The 23435-nt window shown below is 50.4% G+C and carries 20 protein-coding genes; 8 read left to right on the forward strand and 12 right to left on the reverse strand.

The annotated features are described in order from the left end of the window. Positions 1–75: 75 nt before the first annotated feature. Entirely contained in the window at positions 76–4107 is a 4032-nt protein-coding gene (locus tag Q0Y46_RS08860; RefSeq protein WP_297946742.1) for a hypothetical protein, read from the forward strand. Positions 4108–4181: 74 nt separating this feature from the next. On the opposite strand, the gene leuB is transcribed toward Q0Y46_RS08860, so the two are convergent. Continuing rightward, positions 4182–5273, reverse strand: coding sequence for a 3-isopropylmalate dehydrogenase (leuB, locus tag Q0Y46_RS08865; protein WP_072978351.1), 1092 nt, complete (start codon positions 5271–5273; stop codon positions 4182–4184). A gap of 79 nt (positions 5274–5352) precedes the next feature. After that, positions 5353–6687, reverse strand: coding sequence for an endo-1,4-beta-xylanase (locus Q0Y46_RS08870; RefSeq protein ID WP_297946744.1), 1335 nt, complete (start codon positions 6685–6687; stop codon positions 5353–5355). A 272-nt stretch (positions 6688–6959) separates the two neighbouring features. On the opposite strand from Q0Y46_RS08870, the gene Q0Y46_RS08875 reads away from it, so the two are divergent. Next, positions 6960–9080 (forward strand): glutamine synthetase III, encoded by a 2121-nt coding sequence (locus tag Q0Y46_RS08875; RefSeq protein ID WP_297946746.1) that lies wholly within the window; start codon positions 6960–6962, stop codon positions 9078–9080. A 112-nt stretch (positions 9081–9192) separates the two neighbouring features. On the opposite strand, the gene Q0Y46_RS08880 is transcribed toward Q0Y46_RS08875, so the two are convergent. Further along, complete coding sequence (locus Q0Y46_RS08880; RefSeq protein WP_297946748.1) at positions 9193–9696, reverse strand: hypothetical protein; 504 nt, start codon at positions 9694–9696, stop codon at positions 9193–9195. Positions 9697–9707: 11 nt separating this feature from the next. Further along, on the reverse strand, positions 9708–10265 hold the full coding sequence (locus Q0Y46_RS08885; RefSeq protein ID WP_297946749.1) for a hypothetical protein: 558 nt from the start codon (positions 10263–10265) through the stop codon (positions 9708–9710). A gap of 171 nt (positions 10266–10436) precedes the next feature. Here Q0Y46_RS08885 and Q0Y46_RS08890 point away from each other — a divergent pair, with 171 nt between their 5' ends. From Q0Y46_RS08890 to Q0Y46_RS08900, 3 genes are read left to right on the forward strand one after another with little or no spacing between them, the layout of a single operon-like run. Next, entirely contained in the window at positions 10437–10970 is a 534-nt protein-coding gene (locus Q0Y46_RS08890) for a hypothetical protein (protein WP_295679436.1), read from the forward strand. Between the two features lie 18 nt (positions 10971–10988). Further along, a complete protein-coding gene (locus Q0Y46_RS08895) occupies positions 10989–11975 on the forward strand; it encodes a glycosyltransferase family A protein (protein WP_295679435.1) in 987 nt (328 codons plus the stop codon). After that, positions 11972–12715: a glycosyltransferase gene (locus Q0Y46_RS08900; RefSeq protein ID WP_295679433.1), complete on the forward strand. Its 744-nt coding sequence runs from the start codon at positions 11972–11974 to the stop codon at positions 12713–12715. The genes Q0Y46_RS08895 and Q0Y46_RS08900 overlap by 4 nt, the downstream gene beginning before the upstream one ends. Here the strand turns inward: Q0Y46_RS08900 and Q0Y46_RS08905 are convergent. From Q0Y46_RS08905 to Q0Y46_RS08930, 6 genes are read right to left on the reverse strand one after another with little or no spacing between them, the layout of a single operon-like run. Then, complete coding sequence (locus Q0Y46_RS08905; protein ID WP_297946750.1) at positions 12712–13677, reverse strand: glycosyltransferase; 966 nt, start codon at positions 13675–13677, stop codon at positions 12712–12714. The two genes, Q0Y46_RS08900 and Q0Y46_RS08905, sit on opposite strands and share 4 nt — an antisense overlap. After that, positions 13662–14930: an O-antigen translocase gene (locus Q0Y46_RS08910; protein ID WP_297946751.1), complete on the reverse strand. Its 1269-nt coding sequence runs from the start codon at positions 14928–14930 to the stop codon at positions 13662–13664. Before Q0Y46_RS08910 ends, Q0Y46_RS08905 begins: the two co-directional genes overlap by 16 nt. Positions 14931–14932: 2 nt before the next feature. Further along, positions 14933–15508 carry an acyltransferase gene (locus Q0Y46_RS08915; protein WP_297946752.1) on the reverse strand — a complete coding sequence of 192 codons (576 nt, stop codon included), beginning with the start codon at positions 15506–15508 and terminating at the stop codon, positions 14933–14935. Beyond that, positions 15492–16688 (reverse strand): DegT/DnrJ/EryC1/StrS family aminotransferase, encoded by a 1197-nt coding sequence (locus tag Q0Y46_RS08920; RefSeq protein WP_297946753.1) that lies wholly within the window; start codon positions 16686–16688, stop codon positions 15492–15494. The genes Q0Y46_RS08915 and Q0Y46_RS08920 overlap by 17 nt, the downstream gene beginning before the upstream one ends. Then, complete coding sequence (locus tag Q0Y46_RS08925) at positions 16685–17122, reverse strand: FdtA/QdtA family cupin domain-containing protein (RefSeq protein ID WP_297946755.1); 438 nt, start codon at positions 17120–17122, stop codon at positions 16685–16687. The genes Q0Y46_RS08920 and Q0Y46_RS08925 overlap by 4 nt, the downstream gene beginning before the upstream one ends. Next, complete coding sequence (locus Q0Y46_RS08930; protein WP_297946757.1) at positions 17119–17532, reverse strand: FdtA/QdtA family cupin domain-containing protein; 414 nt, start codon at positions 17530–17532, stop codon at positions 17119–17121. Before Q0Y46_RS08930 ends, Q0Y46_RS08925 begins: the two co-directional genes overlap by 4 nt. Before the next feature lie 267 nt (positions 17533–17799). On the opposite strand from Q0Y46_RS08930, the gene Q0Y46_RS08935 reads away from it, so the two are divergent. Then, complete coding sequence (locus tag Q0Y46_RS08935; protein ID WP_297946759.1) at positions 17800–18762, forward strand: GNAT family N-acetyltransferase; 963 nt, start codon at positions 17800–17802, stop codon at positions 18760–18762. A 58-nt stretch (positions 18763–18820) separates the two neighbouring features. Continuing rightward, on the forward strand, positions 18821–20614 hold the full coding sequence (locus Q0Y46_RS08940; protein WP_297946761.1) for a homoserine O-acetyltransferase: 1794 nt from the start codon (positions 18821–18823) through the stop codon (positions 20612–20614). A 28-nt stretch (positions 20615–20642) separates the two neighbouring features. On the opposite strand, the gene Q0Y46_RS08945 is transcribed toward Q0Y46_RS08940, so the two are convergent. Next, positions 20643–21545, reverse strand: a complete 903-nt coding sequence (locus tag Q0Y46_RS08945) for an FISUMP domain-containing protein (RefSeq protein WP_295679414.1) — start codon at positions 21543–21545, stop codon at positions 20643–20645. A gap of 140 nt (positions 21546–21685) precedes the next feature. Between Q0Y46_RS08945 and Q0Y46_RS08950 the strand changes: the two genes are divergently transcribed. Beyond that, positions 21686–22567, forward strand: a complete 882-nt coding sequence (locus tag Q0Y46_RS08950) for a YicC/YloC family endoribonuclease (protein WP_295679411.1) — start codon at positions 21686–21688, stop codon at positions 22565–22567. Here Q0Y46_RS08950 and Q0Y46_RS08955 read toward each other — a convergent pair whose 3' ends face one another. After that, positions 22568–23434, reverse strand: coding sequence for a hypothetical protein (locus Q0Y46_RS08955; RefSeq protein ID WP_297946764.1), 867 nt, complete (start codon positions 23432–23434; stop codon positions 22568–22570). Position 23435: the final 1 nt, after the last annotated feature.

Consider the following 23435-nt stretch of genomic DNA (forward strand, 5'->3'; position numbering starts at 1 on the left):
TTTTTAATACAAAATTACTTTTTTTATTTAGTTTATTTTCGCTGTTTTTAACAAATTTATACTAAGGAGCTATCAATGATTATCCATAATCTGGAAAAACTTAGCACGATCAAACGAATCGACGAATTAGAGCGTCCGTATGAAGCCTTAACCCCTGTGAAACAGTATAATCGGTGGGCCATGGGTGACGCTGGAAATTTTCACATACCAGATAATGAAGAACTGTGGAAAGAACAATGGCTTTTTATTTATGAAATCCCTGTTGGCGTACCCCGCTTGAAAATATCAAAATTATCCATTTTATCAAAAACTACCGATACCGATATTTATGTTGCCCAAGAAATCAAAAACAATCCCAAACGGTATGCATGGGATGTATGTGGATTTTTCTCCATCGAAGGCGGTCTTTCAGACAATTTTGCCGAAGTGAAGCATGAAATGGTTTCGAACAAGACAATCCAGGTTCAGGACCTTAACAAGCGTGAACGCTTGGGGTTTACCGATCCTGTCAAAATGGACGTTTGTGTCGATTTCTTTGAAAAAAATCCCGGGAAGAAGCTCTATTTAATTGTATCGGCAACATCGGAACCGATTGTAGAACCAATCAAATATCAAACAGAAGGGGAATACTACTTCTTGGAAGAACCAGTAGCCGAGATTGTTCGTGATGGAAGCCGCCTCAGTGAATCTAGAATCATGTGTGGAAGGGTCGGTTTTAATGGAAAAGAAATTAAGAATGGTATTTTCCTATGGCAAGCCTCCTCGACGGTTTGGTCGAACGGAATGGACTACAGGTCCTACAAGGCGGTCTTTTTTAAGCCTGTGGCAGAATTTCGCCCATGGATTCGCGATTTCCGATTCTTCTGCAATCCCAAGAACTTCCATATCTCTCGCAAGAAGGCTTTCCTCAAGACTCTTCACCATTACGAACCCGTAGGGGTTTTCGATCTTTGCGTTCCGATTGAATCACAAAAGAATTCTCGCTTTGAAACATATGTATGGTCGAAAAATTTGTTATCTGACGTGGATGTTCTGGAGAAAAAGGTCAATTTGGATGCAGGACCCTACTCGCACAAGAATTTGGTGAACTACCGCAGCCACCACGAGTACGGTAATCTACATGATGGTTTTTCGTTGGATTCAATCTATGCCGATTGCAAGAGTATTGTAGAGATTGCTCCTGAAAAAGCTGCAAGGATAATTGTCCGCGATCTCTTGAAGCAACCCAAAGAGCATCGCTGTATTTCAATAGACGGGAACTCGGTACTGAGATGGCTGATGGGTGGGCCCATTCGAATTGCCGATGAAATAGAAATGAGCGATGATACCGATAGTTATAAAGCGAAGATAAAAAAAGCGAAAACCGAAGAGGAAAAACAGAAGTGGCAGAAAGCCTTGGATGACAGGATACAAACATTGAGGGATATTCGCTATGAAAAGGATTATCTGTATTCGATGGTCTATTTTGGCGAAGACGATTTGAGTACAGAAGACAAGTTCAGTGGCGATGGATTCTTCTTCTACGATGCGCCAATTCATTTCAACGCGCCCAAGATAAAGAATGTCCCCAATGAAATCAAGGAAAAATACAACAAAATCTTCGAAATGCTGTACTTCAACCCGTATGTTCACAAAGAAGGGCATGATGTTCATGAAAACATCTCCGGATGCGAGGCTCTTGCCAATTTACTTGACAAAGTATTCGCAGCGGTCGCTGCATACGGAGTCGAAATTGACTACGTGACCTGCGATATCGAAATGATGCGCAACACGGCTCATGACATGAAAAATGTCCATCGTATGGAATTGAAAGACGATTTTATCGACGACAGCCACCCTGTGTACAACAGCCCCGTTGATGCCGACGACGACAGTGACATATTCCATAGAATGTGGAATTCTCTCTGGAATGCCTTTGAACGTCGCAAGGAAATGGAAATTCGCGGTAGTTATAGGGATATTTTCAACAAACTATTGACAAGAGGATTCGTCGCAAAAAAAACTGGCCATAAACTTGATTCCGTTGCCTTGTCGAACATTGATCAATATAGTTATGTGTATGCCAATGATTATCCGGAAAGACGCAATTTAAATATCTGGGATCAAGTTGCTTTGGAATATTATGCGGGTGTTTTTGACATGTTTATGATGGCACCCATTCGTAAGTATTCCCCAAAAATGGTTTGTTCAACACACGCTGTAAGCGAAAGTAAGGGCTATGTTCATTATAGTGATGAATTTGAACGATACTTGGGAGGGAATGTGAAGCTGCCTGCCAAGATGACGAGTATTCCAGGAATATATGCTTTAGCAAGTAAAAGTATTTATAAACACTGTATGGACAATTGGAAAGCGCTCCCTGATGACGATTCTCCGTTTTCTTATTTGGTTACTACGGTGAATTGTGCTCGAACTGCGAAATTTTCCAATCCCCGCAAGAGTCCGCAACCTTTTATTGCCAGCGTTTACTATTGGACATGGCAAATTTGTAAAACTCATCAGTCGCTTTCTAGTAGCTATGCGAATTACTCTCCCGAAACGAATGATGTAGACGATAAAAAAAAGGATCGGGATCAGTTTATTGAATTGTGCAACAGCGGAGAAGTTTCGAATTTGGCCGTAAGCAGCCATAAATACTATAAGGAACTCCTTCTTCATACTTGGCTTTGCAACCCCAAATCGATGTATGCCTATCTGAACTACCATGATCATAGTTTCTCGAACGAAAAATTTGACCATAGGGTTTTCAAATTGTCTGCCGACGGCACAAAAACTGAATTCAAGAAGGTTTACCAAGAGGAATATAATCAGGATGTTTATAAGGCCATCCAAGATGCCGCCAACGAAATGAAACGAATCACTTGCGGAAGAGCACCACGTCTTATCACCTCGGCTTTGGCGTCTGAAACAAATCCGTTCCTTTTGACGGGGGTTCGTATCGGTAGAATCAAATTGTATCGTTTTACTGTAAATGACAATGTAGATGTAGATTTCTATCCGAGCGAGCCTTTGCCATCAAAACCGTATTCTCTTAAGTTGTGTGATAATGTTCGCCTCCCTGTTTCCAAATTACGCGACTTAGGATTTATTTTGGGCGAAAAAAAGGTTTTGTTCCGTGATGCTTTGCTTTTGGATTGCTGTATGTCAAAAGGGCGCCTATCCAAGAATGGACCAAAAGGATTCTGGATAGCGATGCCTTGGTTTGTTACTCCGAAGATTACTACGGATTATCGCCTTTATCAGAAAAATCCTGCTATTGATATGAAAATGGCTTCCTATGATTTTAATTCAGGTTGGCCGAGTCGGATTATTGTTAATAACAAAGATTTAGACAAAAATAATGATAAAATTCCAATTGAAGAACATCGTATTATTCCTTATACAAGGTTGAATAGACCCGAAATTGTCAGTGTATTTGGCGAACTTGCCAGAAAACAAAAGATGATGACCAGCGTTACCTTCGACAAAGTTGACGAAAACAAAACGGTTTTGGGAGTCACATTCAATCCGAAAGGCCATTTCAATGCAGGTAAAGAATACGTATTCGAACGATCCTATAACATCGATTCGCCTCGCGATGAAGAGCAACAGGTTTACGCTCCGCTTATTTCGGGAAACTTCGTTGTTCCGGCAAAGTTGAAAGTGTATTCTGGTGATAGGCCTGTTACTTACATTGACATTTATTCCGGTGCGACTCAATATGTATCCTGGTACAAGTCGTATATCCAAGGGATGAATTTCCGTGTAGACGTTTTCCGCGAAAGCGACGGTGTCAATATTTCTCGCGTAAACAGGGCTTGCAATGAGGCATATGCCAATCTGCCCGTGGATACCTCTTGTGATGATTTTCTGCGTCTCCGAGTTTCTTGGCTTAATGCGACAGAACATCTCCAACATTACAAGGTAATCTGCGCTCCGCGATTTGAAAAAACGATTCGTTTCCCCCTCAAACTCTTCTCTAGGTCGTACAAAATTCCTGCGGGTTCAGAAAAGTACAAGCTGTATAAAATTGGCAGAGCGGGGTCTTTCGGCTCATTCCTAGACGTTTACGTTGAGCAAAATGGAAAACTTAAATTGGTATATAGCATTCCCATAAACAGGCGTTAGTCCGTCACTGAAACATTGCCAAAAGGGCCGCCGAAATATCGGCGACCCTTTTTATATCCTGATAATAAAGCGAATTAGCCGAGAGCAGCGATGATGGCGTCGCCCATGCCGGTCGTGCCGACCTTGGTGCAGCCTTCCTGGTAGATATCGCCAGTGCGGAAGCCCTGGGCAATGACCTTTTCACAGGCTGCTTCGATAGCCTTGGCCGCTTCTTCTTCCTTGAAGGTGTAGCGGAGCATGAGGGCCACGGAGAGGATCTGGGCGAGCGGGTTAGCGATACCCTTGCCAGCGATGTCCGGAGCGGAACCACCGGCCGGTTCGTACAGACCGAAAGAACCTTCGGCGATAGAAGCGGACGGGAGGAGACCCATGGAACCGGTGAGCATTGCGCATTCGTCGGTGAGGATGTCGCCGAAGAGGTTCGGGCAGAGGAGCACGTCGAATTCACGCGGGCGCTTGAGGAGCTGCATGGCAGCGTTGTCCACGTAGAGGTGTTCGAGAGTCAGTTCCGGGTAGTCCTTGATGACTTCGTTCACGACTTCGCGCCAGAGCACGCTTGTGGTGAGCACGTTGGCCTTGTCGATGCTGGCAACCTTCTTGTTACGGAGCATGGCGGCGTCAAAGGCGAAACGGGCAATGCGTTCGACTTCGTAGCGGCTGTACTTCATGGTGTCGAAGCCGATTTCTTCCTTGGAGCCCGGAACGCCTTCGCGGCCCTTCGGCTGGCCAAAATAAACGTCACCCGTCAGTTCGCGGACGGTGAGGATGTTGAAGCCGTCGCCAACGATGTCGGCACGGAGCGGGCATGCGCCAGCGAGTTCCTTATAGACACGGGCCGGGCGGAGGTTGCAGAAAAGCTTGAAGTGCTTGCGGAGCGGGAGGAGGGCGCCGCGTTCCGGCTGGAGGTTCGGCGGAAGGTGTTCCCACTTCGGGCCACCCACGGAACCGAAAAGAATACAGTCAGAAGCTTCACCGAGCTTGAGGGTGCTTTCCGGCAGCGGAGAACCGCTTTCGTCATAGGCGGCACCACCGACATTTGCCCATTCGGCGTTCACGTCGAAACCGAACTTCTTGGAAACGACGTCCAGCACGCGGACAGCTTCTTTCATGACTTCGGGGCCGATACCGTCGCCCGGAAGCACTGCAATCTTGTAATTCTTGCTCATTGTTAATCCTTGGTTTATAATTTGAACGATGCAAAGATAACAATTTTAGTGATTGGTGGTTAGTGGTTGGTGGTTAGGTTTATTGTTGAATCCGCACGCTTTTTACGGTGCCGTTCCTCACGGAGCGGAGCATGTAGACGCCCTGGACCTTGATGTCGCTAGTATTCTTGAGTATCGAAACGGCCTCGTCCATGGTGTAGGCGCGCAGGCGGCCGAGTCGGACGCCGTTCAGGTCAAATACGTCGTATGCCTGAAGGGTTTTCGCCTGCAGGTGGCATGCGTTACTGATTGCCAATGGGGGATTCTGAATAGTTGAGTCTTTGTTGCCGGTTTCCGTTGGTTTCTCTCCCGGAAACTCGGATGTGAGAATCCACTTGTTCTTAGTGTCGGCTTTGTGCTCCGCGAAATACTGCTTGAGCCACGTCATGGCCGAGCGGTCCACGCCGTCCTTGATGATGCCGGAACATCCTTCCGCCTGTCCTTCACAAGATAGCCATGTCTTGCCGTAAATGTAGCCCCAAAGGGTAATGCCTGCAATATTTTCCTCTTCCATGAAGAGGGGAAACTGTTCAGAGTAGCATTGTTCCTGAATTTTATCGTCTATAGACTCGATATCGTATTCGGTAATGTACAGCGGAATCTGTGTGCTGTCGATAATTTCTTGGAGGAACCTTTTAAGCATGTCGATGTTGAGGCAGGTCTTGGGACCAGATCCCGTTGTCATTAAATCATGGGCTTGCAATCCGTAACCGTCGACAGGAGCACCGTTCCTCCTGATTGTATTGATAAGCTTTATTCCAACATCCCGTTGCCATTGGAATGTATTGAAGTCGTTGTAAATGAGAATCGCATCTGGCCAGCGCTCGCGAGCCATCTTGAAAGCCGTAGTCACGAAGTTGTAATCGCCATCGTTGTCGCCGCCCAGGGCTTCGATAAAATGGTTGTTGACTCCAAATCCAGAATGGTACTGGTTCTGCGATGGACGGCCAGCTTCGGCAACCACGTCAATCATTTCTAGGTCGGGATAATGCCCTGCGACGGCATCGAACCAGGCGGTAATGGCCTCCTTGGTTTCTTCGACATTTAGGTTGCGAATCCAACCTGGGTATTGCGAACCCCACACGAGCGTGCGGAACTTGAATAGGACTCCGTTCTGTTTTGCCCAGTTGTAAATTGCGTCGCACTTGGAAAAGTCGTATTCGCCACGATTCTCTTCGACTTGCGCCCATACGCATTCTCTATCGGGGCTAATCTGGTTCCAGTATTCGGTGAAATCGGAGGGAACTTCGCCATCGACCGGAATGTTGCCGAGGAACTTGGCTGCACCGTCGGCAAGGCCGGGGCCTGCAAATACACTTGTAAACGCGCAGAACAGCGCGAAGGATACAATTTTTGAAATTCTAGAACTTATCATACACCATTATAAACATATATCCTCTTTTTTCGGTTCCACTAAAGAATGAATTGACAATCATAGACAAAACATCCATAACAAAATCAATAGTTGCCACCACGACGTTTTTACAAATTTTGTAAAAATTCATCTTATTTTTCAAATTACGAAAAACTTCAATTTTTTGTAATGACGCAAAAAAGGCGTTTTTAGACAAAAATTGCCATTATACACTTTTGGCACATTTTTTGCAATCATGGCACCGAAAACAAAACTAACACTAGGAGATTGCCATGAGCAATGAATATAGGCTGAAAGCCATCAAGGAAATTGCGAGCGAAGCCGCCGAAGGCGTGATGCCCGCAGCACCCGCAAGCCTCGACTTTTACGGAGAGGATGTCTTTAACGCAGAGGCCATGCGCACCTACTTGCCGAAGGATATTTGCAAGAAACTCTTTGCCACCATCGACGAAGGCGCACCGCTTGACGCAAGCATCGCGAACGAAGTCGCCCATGCCATGAAAAAGTGGGCCATCGACCGCGGCGCCACTCACTTTACGCACTGGTTCCAGCCTCTTACCGGTTCCACCGCCGAAAAGCACGACTCCTTCCTGGAACCCGAAAACGGCAAGGCCATCATGGCCTTCAGCGGCAAGAACCTCATCGTCGGCGAACCGGACGCATCCAGTTTCCCGAGCGGCGGTCTGCGTTCTACTTTCGAAGCCCGTGGCTATACCGCCTGGGATCCGACCTCCCCCGCCTTCATCAAGCGTCACGGCAACGGCGCCACGCTTTGCATCCCGACCGCTTTCTGTAGCTACACTGGCGAAGCTTTGGACAAGAAGACTCCGTTGCTCCGTTCCATTCAGGCCTTGCAGAAGTCCGCCGACCGCCTCATGGGTCTCTTCGGCGTTGCCGCACAGAAGGTCACCGTCACTCTCGGTGCCGAACAGGAATACTTCCTGATCGACAAGCGCTTCTACCTGCAGCGCCCCGACCTGTACCAGGCTGGCCGCACGCTGTTCGGTGCAGCACCTGCAAAGCACCAGCAGATGGAAGACCACTACTTCGGTAGCATTCCGGCACGCATCTTGAACTTCATGAACGATGTGGAAAAGGAACTCTGGAAACTCGGCATTCCTGCCAAGACCCGCCACAACGAAGTCGCTCCGGCCCAGTTCGAACTCGCTCCGATGTTCGAAGAAGTGAACCTCGCCTGCGACCACAACATGCAGATTATGGAAGTGCTCCGCCAGGTCGCAGACCGCCACGGTCTTGTGTGCCTGCTGCACGAAAAGCCGTTCGCCGGCATCAACGGTTCCGGTAAGCACAACAACTGGTCCGTGAACTACGGCAAGACCAACCTTTTGAACCCGGGCAAGGACCCGCACCAGAACGCCATCTTCCTCACCGCGCTCTGCGCCGTGATTTACGCTGTCGACACCCACGCCGACCTGCTCCGCATGGCTGTCGCTAGCGCCGGTAACGATCACCGTCTCGGTGCCAACGAAGCTCCTCCGGCAATCATCTCCATGTACCTCGGCGACCAGCTTGCCGACGTCATCGACCAGCTTGAAAAGGGCGATCCGAAGTCCAGCAAGCAGGCCGGTGCACTCAAGCTCGGTTCCGATACGCTGCCGCCGCTCCCGCGCGACGCTACCGACCGTAACCGTACTTCTCCGTTCGCCTTCACCGGCAACAAGTTCGAATTCCGCGCTCCGGGTTCTAGCCAGAGCTGCTCCGAACCGAACGTCATCCTCAACACGATTGTGGCCGAAGCCTTCGACCTCATCGCCGACAAGATGCAGAACGTCCCGGCCGACAAGTTCCACGAAGAACTGCAGAACCTGTTGCAGAAGATCGTGAAGGAACACAAGAAGGTCATCTTCAACGGCAACGGCTACACCGACGAATGGGTGGAAGAAGCAGCCAAGCGCGGCCTCCCGAACATCCGCACCACCATGGAAGCCCTCCAGGCTCTCACCAAGAAGGAAAATGTGGCCCTGTTCGAAAAGTACGGCGTGTTCAACAAGCGCGAACTCGATTCCCGCTACGAAGTGAATATGGAAGATTACCACAAGAAAATCCATATCGAAGGCAAGATCGCTTTCGACATCGCGAAGAACGTGGTTCTCCCGCAGGTGCTCTGCGCTTACGGCAATGCGCTCAAGACAAACGAAATGGCCAAGACCCAGGGATTCTACGCTGTGGACGGCTATGCTCGTGAACTCGGCGAAAAGCTCAAGGGCCTCGAAGAAGCCATCGCCAAGATGGAAGCTGCTCTCGGCGACAAGCACGAAGCAATCCTCGACGCCATGGCAAACCTCCGCATCATCGTGGACAAGATCGAAAGCATCGTCCCCGACGAGAAGTGGCCGCTGCCGAAGTATCGCGAGATGCTCTTCATCTATTAATACTCCAAGCTGAACCTCATAAATGCAGTCCGTCGGTTTCGTGCCGACGGATTTCTTTTTAACAGAAAAAGGAGACGCAGAAGCGTCTCCTTTTTCAATTTCTTGATTGAAATTATTCTTCGGAGGCTTCTTCTTCGCCCTCTTCGCCTTCTTCCTCGTCGGCGGCCTTGGCGATAGCGACATTGCCAAGCAAGGCGTTCACGTCGATAGCGGTGAGCCCGGTGAGAGTCTTGACATCCGTCTTCTTGTCTACTTCGACTTTGTCATAGTAAGAGACAATGTAGTAGGACATCGTGGCTTCGAACTTGCGGTTCTTCTGGGCGATACTCATGTTGCCCTTGATTCCCGGGAAGTACTTGGATTCCAGTTCGGCCATCTGCTTTGCCGTCTTCACATTCTGGATGGCGTCGCAGGTCATGAGCCAGAGAGTCTTGTTCGTCTCGATAGATTCGTTCACGAACTTGAGAATTCTGGACGTGCCGTTGAAGGAGTTACCCGTTGTCTTTTCGTAATGTTCGGTTGCCTGGGAGACGTAGCTGCCCTTCTGCATGATGACCGTGGCGAGGACCGCGAAAACGAGAACCGTGAGAGCGATGGTGATAGTCTTCAAATTCATCGTGATTCTCCTTATTCGAAGTGGAACGGAGCCGGAGCTTCGAGTTTGAAGTGGTCTTCCATCTTGTATTCGGCGAGAGCCTTGTAGTCGGTGGACTTGAGCTTGCCCTTCGCGAAGGTGAAGCTGATGGAGCAGTCCTTTCCGCAGGCGACTTCGTAGACACCGCCCTCGGACTTGAGGAGGAACTTGTCGGCGAGGCCGGCCTTTTCGCTAATCAGGCTCTGGGCCTTGTCGTTCACACCAGCAGCGGAATACATGTAAGCGATTTGCCTAACGCGCGCATCCTTGTCGCCTTCGATAGCGGCGACTGCGCTCTTGAACGAAGCTTCGGTCTTGTTGCCGGCGAGCGTCGCATAGAGCAGCTTGAACGCCATGCCGTACTGGTCGATGGACCTCCACTGTTCCTGGAGAACTCCGTTAGTGACCGTAAGATAGGCATCCACCTGTTCCTTGACAGATTTTTGGGCCTGGTCGTTATATTGACCCTTGAGCACCATCATGACGACGACGAGTGCCACGATGATGACGATGTCGGCAATCATCAAAATTCTAAGTTTTTTCTTGTCCATAAAGGTTCCTTAAGTAAGGTGTTCTTTTTATGAATTTACATCCTAATATATAAAAAGCAAGCAAAAGATGGTAAAAAATAGCCCAAATCCGAATAAAAAAGCCAATAGTTAACGAAAGTTTACGCTAGGAGAATCCGCAAGAACCTGTTCCATATGTATATTAATTTATATATGAATACCGATGTAGAGAAACCTGCCGAAAATGCAGTCGAACGGGATATGCTCCCGTCCGAAATCATTTTCAACAACCTGAAAGAACTCGTGAAGGCGAAGAATACCGCTCACGAGTCCATGTTCAAGTTCCATTGGAAAAAAATATGGCCGTTCAACATGATATGGCCGCAGGTGGATTTTAACCGAATTGTCCGTTTCATGGGCGAAATCGCCACGAATTGCAGACAACAAAAGAATCTTGTCGACGAAGCGAAGAAAAAGTCAAAACCATTTGAAGCAACGTTCTTGAAAGCGGTCCCCGCCTACCTTGACGCATTGGAAACATCCTGCGACAAACTTTCTGCCGCAGCCCAATGGAAGCAAGATTGGCTGGAACGCAAGGCCAAGGGGGGTGCCAGGCTCCGGAAGGATGTATCGGAGTATAACGCCCTGCTGAAAGATTACGAGAAGGCGCAAGGCGACCTCGTAAGGGCCGGAGCGTTTGTCCAGATGGGCTGGGGCGAAATCGTCCTTGCCAAGAAGGGCGCCTAAGATTTTTTTGAGGTTGGTATGCCGGAGATAACTGTCATTGTTCCCGTGTACAACACGGCCAAATATCTCGAACAATGCCTGCGGAGCATCGCAACGCAGACGTTCGGGAATTTTGAGGCCGTGGTTGTTGACGATGGCTCTACCGATGGCAGCCTCTCCATAGCGCAGTCCTTTGCAGAAAACGATTCGCGATTCAAAGTTTTCGAGCAAAAGAATGGCGGCCCGTCAAAAGCCCGCAACACCGGATTGAAACATGCTTCGGGTAAATGGATTGTTTTTGTGGATAGCGACGATGTTGCAGCGCCGTCCATGTTGCACGACCTCCTTTTTGCGGCCAAAGCCTGCAAAACAAAAATTGCCTGCGGCAAAAAGCGCACGTTCAGCGGAGAACTGCATCATGGGGACATTCTCCCCACAAGCAAGACCAAACCGCGTGCCATTACCGCACCCAAAGCCGTCGAGCGGTGCCTGTACCAGAAAAACTTTCCTGATTATTCCCTTTGGAACAAGATATTCCGCGTGGAACTTTGGAAAGGCCGAAAACTCAAGGAAGGGACACTGTTCGAAGACTTGATTGCCGTCATTTCCATCTTCAATGAGGTGGACCGGATAGCCCTTGTGAACCGGACTTTGTACTATTACCGGAAACACCCCGATAGCGCGCTCGCCAATCAAGGGGGTATGAAAACGGCTGTTCTCCTCGACATTTGCGAAGACCTTTTCGACAAAGCGAGCGAAAACAAGGACGCCTTGGACAAGAAGGCTGCCCAGCGCATTTTAAAAGCAGCTGAGAACTCCCTGCTGAGTGCAGGATTCAGCATATTGATGCGCACTCCCGACACCGAGGAATTTTCCGAATACAGGAGCCGCGCTTGGCACTGGATCAACGCATTCCGCATGCAATGCCTCCTGGACGGGAATTCCAGAGTCCGCAACAAGGTGGCCGCCCTGTGTTCTTTTGGTGGCATGAAGTTCCTGGAACTGGTCATGAAGAGGTTCGGATGATTCCGAAAAAAATTCACTACTGCTGGTTTTCTGGAGAGCCTTACCCCGATAGCGTACAACGTTGCCTTGACAGTTGGCATAAATTCCTGCCCGATTTCGAATGGGTTCATTGGGATGCCGACAAAGCCCGCGCCACGGGAATCCCCTGGGTCGTAGAAGCGCTGGAACAAAAAAAATGGGCTTTCGCAGCCGATGCTGTGCGGCTATATGCACTGTACACCGAAGGGGGAATCTACCTCGACACCGACGTGGAAATTCTACGCCCCTTTGGCGACCTGCTAAAGCGCAGCGACTTTTTCGGTTATGAAAACGGTTCCAAGCGCATAGAAGGCGCCGTAATGGGAAGCGAACCGGAATGCAAACCCATAAAAGCGGCACTCGAATTTTATCGTGAGCGACATTTTGAATATGTCGAAAACAAAATCGACGACATGGTGCTCCCCAAGATTCTCGCCGATGCTTTTGCGCCATTCCAAGAACTAGACATATTCCCTGAAGAAGCGTTCTCGCCCAAGAGCTACATCGACGGGAAAATCCGCTCTACCGATGCGACTTACTGCATCCACCATTTCCAAAGCACTTGGCGCCCGGAATCCATACGTAAGGGAATCCAGCGCAGGCAAAAGTTGTTCAGCACGTTCCCGCGTCCCATTGCAAAAATCCTTTCCCTCCCCCTTTCGCTGTGGACAAATATCACAACGCTCGGCCTAGCCGGGACATTCAAAAAAATATTCCGCTAACGTTTGAGCAAAAAACGCGGAATGAACAGCTTGGGGAACCGTTTCAAGAAAGGAAGCGAAAACGACCAAAGTTCCGGGAGGCGTTTCAACGCCTCTTTTTTTTCGGAATAGCACAAAGCCGAAAACCAGTGGGATTTCCAGATTTTAACCGCTTCCGGATAGAGCCGGTGGTTGCTGTACCGCGAAAGAACCTTCAAAAAGGTGCCGTACATCAACGCCCGATCAGACGACATGTTGTCGCCATGGACACGATAGTAGCAGCACAGCGTAGGCAAAACAGGCAACGAGCCGTACTTGTAAAGGAACTTGAGCCACTGGGGAAAATCCTCGAAAGGATATTCAAGGTCGTAACCACCCATTTCGCGGAAAACATCTAGGCGAATCATCTCGGAGCAACCGTGGACTTCTCGCTTTCCGAGGAAGAACTCTTCAAAAGTGATTCGCGGGATAGAGCGCGTATATCGAGAATCAGGTTCATCACCATGGTTGCCATCGGCATCCATGAGAATAATTTGCCCAAAACAAATCGGGTCTTCGGGATGCGATTCCAGATAGTTGGCCTGGGCAGCAAGCCTACCTGCAGGCATAATATCGTCAGAAGCAAACGAACAAAAATATTTCCCGCGAGCAAGCGAAAGGAGTTCGCTCATGGTTGCCATGAGGCCCTTGTTTTCACGATGGATATAGGTAAAACCAAGTTCCGCCTGCAACCGTTCCAAAATCTCCGGCGAAGAATCTGAGCTGCCGTCGTCAATGACGATGAGTTCAAAAGCGACGCCTTTCTGCTCCATCACAGAGCGTACCGACGCCTCGATATATTTCTCATGGTTGTAACTGGCAAGCAAAACCGACACGAGTGGCGGGAGTTCCCGCTGTTCCGTTTCAACGCCCTGCGCAAAAGCCTTCACATAGACATTCTCTGTCATCTTTTCGGCAAACATGTTCGTTATGGAGTATTCCACTTGAGCCTCCCGACAGAGATGGCAAGAGCGATAGCTGTCACGAAGTTTTCAAGGGCATAGGCAAGCATGGGGCCTTGCATTTCAAACAGACGGAGGCCAACAAACGTGGCAACAGCAAATAGCAAATTCGCACCCACCTCGATGATGAGGAAAAGCGTTGTTTCGCGACGGGCAATCAACACCATACCAAAACACCATCCACCCGAACGGAAGAAATCGCCCAGAAGCTGTATCGGCATATAATCCGCTGCAGGCGCATAGCTCCCCGAAAGGAGGATCGCCACGACAAGACTCCGGCCAAAATAAAGCGCAATACAAAAAACAAGCGTAAAGCCCATCATGCGAGCAAAAACCGGATAAAATTCCTTGCGGAAATTTTCTAGAGTCATTTCGCGACGGATACGCGGCAGAATGAGCACACCAAGAATCGCCGAGAAAATCGATGCGAAAAAGTCAGAAATCTTGTAGACGCCTTGCCAAATACCGGCAGCGTTCCAACCGAGTTCAGAGCCCACAAGTGAGCGTACGAACATGAGAACGAGTGGTGCGACAATCATCGGCACAAGCCCCATGACCGCATAAGACAGCCATGGGCCGCGAATATCCAAAACCGATTGCCTGAACGTCTTGACATTGAACCCGGCACGCGATGCGACACGGGCCGCAAAGAAGCCAGCCACCACAGACTGCGTGGCTATAATGGAGAGTACAGAAAGGCGCCCCGTATAAAGGAAGAATGCCACCCAAAGCATCTGGAACAGCGAGGCGACAATCTGAATAAGGGCCCAGCGCCGGACAAGCCCAAGACCGTTCATCACCGAAGAACAAATGGTGACGATGTTTGTTGCAAGGATTCCCGGGAGCGCAAACAAGATAGCCGCCTGCGCAAGGCGCGGATGCACGCCCGGCAACATTTTTTCAAGCGGAGCCACAAAGCAGAAAATCGCCGCTGCGACGCAAGTGAATACCGTCGCAAAAGTCGTGAGGCGGAAGCCTCCGCGCCAAACGCCGTGCAGGTTTTTGAGATTGTCCTTGTTCTGTGCGGTAAGGCTCACCCAGCCGTTCTGCATGGCAAGGCTAGATGTCGCCTGCCCGACGTTCATCCAGTTCATGAACTGGCCCACGCAGGCAAAGGCCGCAGGCGGCAAAAAAACAGCCAGCAATTTATTGATGACAAAAGCACGGAGCGTGTTGAAGAGGGTCACCGAACCCGAGCCAAAAAACAGCTTCCAGATTTTTGAAGACTGATCCACCGTTAACCGCCTATTTCCCGGATGACTTTTGCCGGGACGCCACCGATGACGACATTCGCCGGAAACTCGCCCGAAACGACGGCACCCGCGGCCACTACAGAATTTTTACCGATAACCGTTCCCTTGAGGATAGTCACGCGGTCGCCAATCCAAACGTTGTCTTCAATTACGACCTTCCCCGTCTTAGGAGTCCCGCCGATGCGTTTTTCAGGATCGATTTCATGGAAATCGCTATCGAGAATGGTCACGGAAGAACCCACGAGAACGTTGTCACCTATTTCTATTCCTTCGCCTTCGGAAACCGCACTGAAGCGGTTGCAAATTTGGCAACCCTTACCGATCGTTATCGAAGATTCTCTATTACGCGGGTTTAAAAACACGTAAGATGTCCAAAAATCCGCATCCTCGATAAAGCCAAAGCTGGTTCCCTCGCCCACGACAATGTCGCCCTTGCCTTCACAGAGTACGGGGGCAATGGAGCGGAACTTACCTTTGGGTTTTGCGGTCGATATACTCTTGTAAAAGCATACGCGCGAGGTACGTACCAGCTTGCGGATAATTCTAGCACACAAACTCATTCAATGCTCCAATAATTTCAGAAACTTCATCATCCGTAAGCACCTGCGACACGGGAATACTGATGATGGTGTCGGCCATCGCCTCCGTAATCGGGAACTTCGCAGAAAGCCCACTCGTGGGCAACAGGAAATTCGCCCCATCGGGTCGAGTCGCATAAGCTTCTTGCAAATGCGGAGGAATCGGATAAAAGACTAGCGTCCCGATGCCACGGGTTTCAAGAAACTTTTGCAGCGCATCGCGAATAGCGCGGTCCGGAGTGCGAATCGTGAATACGTGCCACACGTGCTCATGCGGGTCGGCAGGAATTTCGGGAAGGAGAATCAGCGGGTTCTTCACCTCGCTACAGTAGCGGGCAGCGATTTCGCGACGACGTGCATTCCACGCATCAAGATGCGGGAGTTTCGCAAGCAAGAAGGCCGCCTGAATTTCGTCGAGGCGGGAATTGACTCCGCGATACTTGTTCACGTACTTCTTTTCGGAGCCGTAATTGCCGAGCATCCGCACCACATTGGCTAGTTCCGCGTCGTCGGTTACGACCACACCCGCATCGCCGAGCGCCCCGAGGTTTTTCGTTGGGTAAAAACTGTAAGCAATGGCGGCACTTTTTACAACCTTTCTCTCGTCTCTCGTCTCGGTTGGTGAGCTTGTCGAACCACGTCTCTCGTCTAAAAATGCTCCGTGAGATTGCGCTGCATCTTCGAAAACAAGCAATCCGCATTCGCTGGCAAATTTCCAGATAGCAGGCATATCTGCAAGCCTACCATACAAGTGAACCGCCAAGATTCCACGCGTTTTTTCTGTACACGCATCCGCCAGTTTCGCCGGATCGATATTGAAAGTCTTTTCATCGGGTTCAACAAGCACCGGGACAAGGCCCGCTGCATTCACAGCCAGGACCGTCGCGATATACGTATTCGCCGGCACCAAGATTTCGTCACCAGGATTGAGCCACCCGAGTTCAATGGAAGCACGAAGCATCAGCGTCAGCGCATCGAGACCATTCCCGACACCCACGCCATGGGCAAACCCGCAATAAGAAGCGAATTCCTTCTCGAACTTTTCACAGTAAGAACCGCGAATGTACCATCCCGATTCCACGACTGCCGAGGCTGCCTCTTTCAAGGCATCCATATAGGGAGCGTTCACCTGCTTCAAGTCCAAAAAGGGAATCTTCATCATTCATGCCCCTTCTTGAACTTGAGGTAATCGCCGTAATCGCGCCAGTAGTCGTTTTCGTTGAATTCGTGCGAAGTGAGCACCAAGCAAATAGAACCCGAAGAGAATCCCAGTTCCTCGGCCCAGACTCCAGGCGGAATGTGCAACCCGAAATACGGGCGGTCAAGGCGGTAGACCTTCTCGTTTTCACCATCGGAAACCTTCACATCGAAGGCGCCGCTCGCCGCCACCAACAACTGGTGGCATTCCTTGTGGGCATGGCCGCCACGCGTCACGCCACCGGGAATATCGTACAGGTAAAACACGCGCTTGATATCGAAGGGGACCTCCTTCGAGTTCTGGATAGGCGTCAGACTCCCCGAACGTTCGCTAATCCTCGGGAGTTCAATGAGCGAGCACATGCCAATGTTGGCGTTCTTCAAATCCTGCTCGTTCATTTTTTCACCTCGCGGATAAATTCGTCAAAATCACGGATATAGTCTTCTTCGGAAAAATCCGACGACGAAACGACAAGCGCAAGCGAATTGGTCGAGAAATTGTCAAGAGTCCTAAAGTGCATCGGCGGCAGATAGAGTCCATAATAGGAACGCGAAAGCGAATAGCGTTTTTCTTCGACGCCGTCGTGTACAACCACGTCAAAGCTGCCCGAAAGCGCAACGATAAATTCCTTTTCTGTCTTGAACGCATGGCTCCCGCGCAGGCAACCACCCGGCACGTCGTAAATCCAATAAGTGCGCCGGATTTCAAAGGGAATGTGCTTGCCCGATTCCAAAAAGCTCAAATTGCCCCGTTCGTCAAGGAACTTGGGCAACTGGACAATCTGCGCTTTTTCTTCAAAATTCGGCATAATACGAAAGTAATATACAAATTTCTCAGGATGTGGGGTGTGGTTAGGATTTAGGATCTAGGATTTAGGGGCTAGGGGAATGCGGAGTTTTAGGCGAAAGAAAAGCGGCCAGGATCTAGGGAATGTCATGCCCGCTAGAAGGGGTGGTGAGCAACGATAGTGCGAGCCAGGGGAAGGCTTTCCCCTCAAACCCCATCACTCACAGCTCATGGCTCACTGCTCACGGCTCACAGCTTTCCGTCGGGCAAATTTTTGTATCTTTATCGCATGTTCAGTGTTTTACCGTACGATTCGCACCTAGAAGCGCGTTGGGACCGGTTCGTGATGAGCGAATCGGTGAACGGCACGTTTTTGCAGACCAGACGGTTCCTGAACTACCATCCGCAGGGCCGTTTCAAGGACGCCTCGTTCTTGCTGGAATCGAGCGGCACCATCGTGGCCGCATTCCCCGGCAACTTGACCGATGCAGGCGAATGGATTTCGCATCAGGGTTCCACCTTCGGCGGACCCGTGATTTCCAAGAATTTCTATACCGCAGAACGGATCATGCACATCATTGAATGTGCAGAGGAATACCTGAAGGGCATCTGTAAAAAAATCAAGATGCGCCCGACATCGAGCCTCTTCGCCCTAGATTCGACAGCCCTCCTGGAATACACCCTGGAGCACCGCGGTTACAGGAGACAGACCGAATTGAGCGCCGTATGCACGCTCGATGCGAGTACCGACCCGCTCGAGAACTGCGAAAAAACTTGCCGTTCGGTATTCCGCAAGTCGCTTCCGCACAATCTCGAATACCGCGACATGACCGATGCGGAGATGCCCGAATTCTACAGGCACTTGTGCATCTCGAAGGCAAAGTACAACGTGAAGCCCGTACACACGCTCGAAGAACTGCTAGACTTGCGACACAACCGCATCGCACAAGAAGTCAAGTTCCGTGCCCTTTGGGAAGGCGGAACGTTTGTCGCCGGGATGATGCTATTTGATTTCAAACAAGCTAACGTCCGACATGCGCAATACATCGCCCCGAACGAAGAAATCCGCGAGTTCCACCCGACAACCGCCATGTACGTGAACGTCATGCGCGAAGCCGCTCACGATGGCTTTAAGAAGTTCTCGTGGGGAATCTCGACCGAAAACTGCGGCGAATACCTGAACCTACCCCTGTTCAAGTTCAAGGAATCGCTCGGAGCCAAGGCCTCTCTGAACCTGATTTACAGCATATAGCCAACCATAGCCAGAAACTATAATTAGCAGCGACCATCTTTTTACTATATTTATGCATATGAGTGAATATTTGCATAAATCCAGCATCGGCCCCGTGGAGCCGAAGGACTTCGTCAAGGACTATGGCGAGGCCGGTTTTGTGCTGGAAAACGGAAGCACGCTCCCTGCGCTGACGATCCGTTACGAGACTTACGGCAAGCTGAACGCCACCGCCGACAACGCGGTGTGGATTTGCTCGCCGCTCACCGCCGATGCGCACGCCGCCGGCTGGTACACCGAGAACGACAAGAAACCCGGCTGGTGGGACGAACTCATCGGCCCCGGCAAGGCAATCGACACGGACCGTTTCTTCGTGGTCTGCAGCAACATTCTGGGCGGCTGCAAGGGCACCACAGGCCCCGCGACCATCAATCCGCGCACGGGCAAACCCTACGGCAGCACCTTCCCAATCATCACCATCGGCGACATGGTGCATGCACAGAAGGAACTCGCCGACGGGCTCGGCATCAAGGAATTCTACTGCGTCCTGGGCGGCTCCATGGGCGGTTTCCAGGCCATGAAGTGGGCAATCTACTACCCCGAACAAGTGAAGCGCATCGTAATCATCGCAAGTTCGCCGCGTTTCTCGAGCCAGGCGCTCGGATTCGAAGTCGTGGCCCGCGACGTGATTACGCAAGACCCGGACTTCAACGGCGGCGACTACTACGACAAGGCGCAAAAGCCCGACGTGGGCCTCGCAAACGCCCGCAAGCTCGCGCACATCACCTACCTTTCGGCCATCGGCATGGAACAAAAGTTCAAACGCGCACAGGCGCAAGAGAACAAGAGCCACGCCGTCACGTACTCGACCCCGTTCGACCTGAACCTGCCCATCGAAAGCTACCTGCGCTACCAGGGCAAAAAGTTCGTGGACCGTTTTGACGCAAACAGTTATTTGCATATCGCGCACGCGACCGACGCATTCGACTTGGAAACGGAATACGGCAGCATCGAAAACGCCTTCAAGGATATCGGCGCCGAAGTGCTGAACGTGAACCTCTCCACCGACTGGCTGTTCCCGCCGCACGAAAGCCGCCGCATCACGAGTGCACTCTTGAACGTGGGCAAGTCAGTCACGAGCCTTGAACTCGACACGCAGTTCGGGCACGATGGATTCCTCATCGAAGTGGGTGAACTCGGAAAGGCCGTGGGCCGTTTCCTCGATTCGAAGATTATCCCGCAACAAGGCACGCAGGCAGTGCCCGTATTCCATGAGGAGAGCGACTTCAAGCTGCTCGGCAAACTCGTGAAAGAAGGCAGCCACGTACTTGACCTTGGTTGCGGCAGCGGCGACTTGCTCGACTTCCTCGCCAAGAAGAAGAAGGTCACCGGTTTCGGCATCGAGAAGAACATCACCGGCATTTTGGACTGTCTCGAAAAAGATGTACAGGTCATCCAGCGCGACTTGGACGACCGCGGCATCTCGGACTTGAAGGACGGCAGCTTTGACTACGCGATTATCAACCGCACCATCCAGGAAATCCGCGACCCAGTGGCGCTCCTGAACGAACTGTTGCGCGTCGCGAAGAAGGCAATCGTCACGTTCCCGAATTTCGGACACTGGACTACCCGCGGAAGCCTCATGCTCCACGGTCGCATGCCCAAGTCCAAGGAACTGCCCTACGAGTGGTACGACACTCCGAACATCCGCCTCTTGACGGTAAAGGACTTCTACACGCTCTGCAAAAAGGAAGGGTTCCGCATCGAGAACATCAACTTCCAGAGCGAGCACACGCTGAGCAAGTTCCTCACCGCCATCGGCATCCCGAACTTCGGCGCCGAACACGTCATCGCGACTATCAGCAAGAAGTAGAAAGCTTCTCCTGCTCGCGTTTTTCGGACTAGTCCTTTAGGCATCGGATATAGTGATAACCCACAGGCATTTGGCCAACTAAATAATTGTAGTGCGTACTGTTATAAAAACCTATGGCTCCCGGTGATCCTTCATCGTATTTATCAGCAGTCCAGAAAAAACAAATCTCTCCCATCTTTGAAAACTCCATTTCACCACGTCCAAGATACCCTGCATGACCACTTCCCCCTGGCATAACATTAAATCCAAAGGTATCTTCGCCATTGTAGTCCACGCCTTCTTTTAATTTCCAACCACTCTTGGATTTTAAATACCTACCCGCATCATCATCCGGCTTCAACTCATTAACCGTATGAATCAATTGGAGCCACTCATCACCCGTAGGCAAATGCCATCCTTTGGGACAAACACTACGAAAAACTCCGCTTATATTACAATTCTGGACACTAGGATTAACCCCCGCCACTCCCCCACAACCTTCGCCTGCATTACTAAAAACGGCAGCACTGTCCATAGCGGCACTCCACAAATACATACGCCCATAAGATTCACAATTTCTGGACTCGTTATCGTAGCAGAAACTAGATGAATCCAATTGTGCCGTCTGGACCTTATACGCATAATTCAAGTTCTCCGCCATCCAGATTTGCGCATTTTCACCTTCACCAATCTCCACGGTCTTGTAAGTTTGACCATCGCGAAGATCTTTCAAGATTCCTGTACTGGAATTGTATTCGCTTTTATCTTCCCCTTTGTTGGACTCAGAATCCTCTTTCGATTTTGAGGCGGACGATTTCTTAACGATACTGGAAGAAGAAACCGGCTCTTCTGAATCGAGAGAACCGGGAAGCGGAACTTCAAAAACAGACCCTGTGTCGCTACAGGCCATAAATAAAAATGCAGAAACTCCCAAAGACAACAAATTTTTCATTATGTTCATCCTTCTTATGACATTCCTAAATATATAGTTCAAAACAACGAAAATCAAGCGCCTTTACCAGAATCTACAATCAAAGTTGAATTATTCCTCTAATGAACAAATGGAGCGCTCTTTTTTATTATAATTGGGGCATGTCCATTATTTCTATGACCGGATTCGGCAAGAGCGAATCCACCCTGAACGGAACCACCTGCGTTATCGAAGTGCGCAGCGTGAACAGCCGCTTCCTCGAAATTTCTGCAAAAATCCCGAAAAACTTCGCCTACCTCGAGAACGACTTCAAGGCGCAAATCAAAGAAAAACTTGCCCGTGGCTCGGTAAACCTCTCTATCACGCTCGGCGAAGGCAATATCGGGAACATTCCCGTGTGCTACAACGAGACGGCAGTGAGCAAGTTCGTGGAAATCACCAAGGCCATGCAGGCCAAGTACGGTATCGCAGGCGAAATCAAACTCGAGCATATCCTCGCGATTCCCGAAGTATTGCAGTTTACCGATGCAGGCGCTGACAACGAAGCCTGGGAAAAGCACCTGAAGGCAGAACTTGACAAGGCACTCGACGGCGTGATTGCCATGCGCGAAAAAGAAGGCGCGAACCTCGCCGCCGACCTCACAAAGCGCGTCGCCCACCTGGAAGACGTTCTCGCGAAGGTCGAAGTATTGGACCCGCAGCGAATCGAGACATGGAAAGTCAAGTTCAAGGAACGCGTGGACGCCCTGATGAAGGACAGCGAAATCGACGACGTACGCCTATTGCAAGAAGCCTGCATCATGGCTGACAAGCTCGACATCCACGAAGAAATCACGCGGTTCCACAGCCATAACAAGCTGTTCCTGGACGCTCTCAAGAAGGGCGGTGCGCAGGGCAAGAACCTCGGATTTATCCTTCAGGAAATGGGACGCGAAGCGAATACGCTTGGGACCAAGTGCCAGAGCGCCGACATTGCAGCGCTTGCCATCGAACTCAAGAACGAGATCGAGTGCATCCGCGAGCAGTCGCTGAATATTGCGTAGTTATTTCCGTCCTTTCTTTTTGTCCTTCATCTGGACACGGCGAGAACCCGCACGGAGTTTTTCCCACGGGGCAAACGACGTAATCGGGAAGAAGAAAACGAAGAACCACACAACCAAGGCCAAGTAACGCAGCGAGGCAAACAGCCACGACGTTCCGGCCATACCCTCCGCCCTTGACTGAACAAGAGCCACGACAAGCAACAGAGCACCGACAAACACCGGCACAAGCATCTGCCTTGCAGCCTTTACCAAAGCGCCCGCCTGCGGAACTCCAGCACCAAGGTGTTTCCCGACCACAAGCGCAAACGCCATGGAATTGGCAAACGCGAATATAGAGAACGCCGCCCACCAAAATTCGATCGGATTTTCACTCAAACCCCAAGGGCCAAGGCATAACAGACCTTTAAGGAACAGGCAGCACAAGACAAACGGAAAAAGGGCACAGGCAACGGAATTCTTGACAAACAAGAACAGCACCAAAGCAACCAGTGCGAGAATCCCGAACATCGGGAGCACTACACCTTCGCCGCCGTCCAGCACGAATAACGCAGCAAAACAGACTGCGGTCGAAACAATCGAAGCAATCCCCGCACGAACACCGCCAAAGACAAACAGCATCACGAAGCAAGCAATGGCCGCAACGGAAATATACTGAGCAGAAGCAAAAAATGCCGACAGCGATTCAATTTCGGCAAACCACATGCCGAACGCCTCGGAAACAAAAAGCGGAAACGACACTATTTCCTGCCAACCCGTCGCCACAAAGGAAACCGTCGCGACAACCATCACCACCAAAGCAATCAGCCTAAAACGAAGCATCAGCTCCAAAAATTTCTGTACCTTGCCCGGTTTTTCACGCAAATCCATA

The sequence above is a fragment of the uncultured Fibrobacter sp. genome (assembly GCF_947305105.1).
Classification (GTDB): domain Bacteria; phylum Fibrobacterota; class Fibrobacteria; order Fibrobacterales; family Fibrobacteraceae; genus Fibrobacter.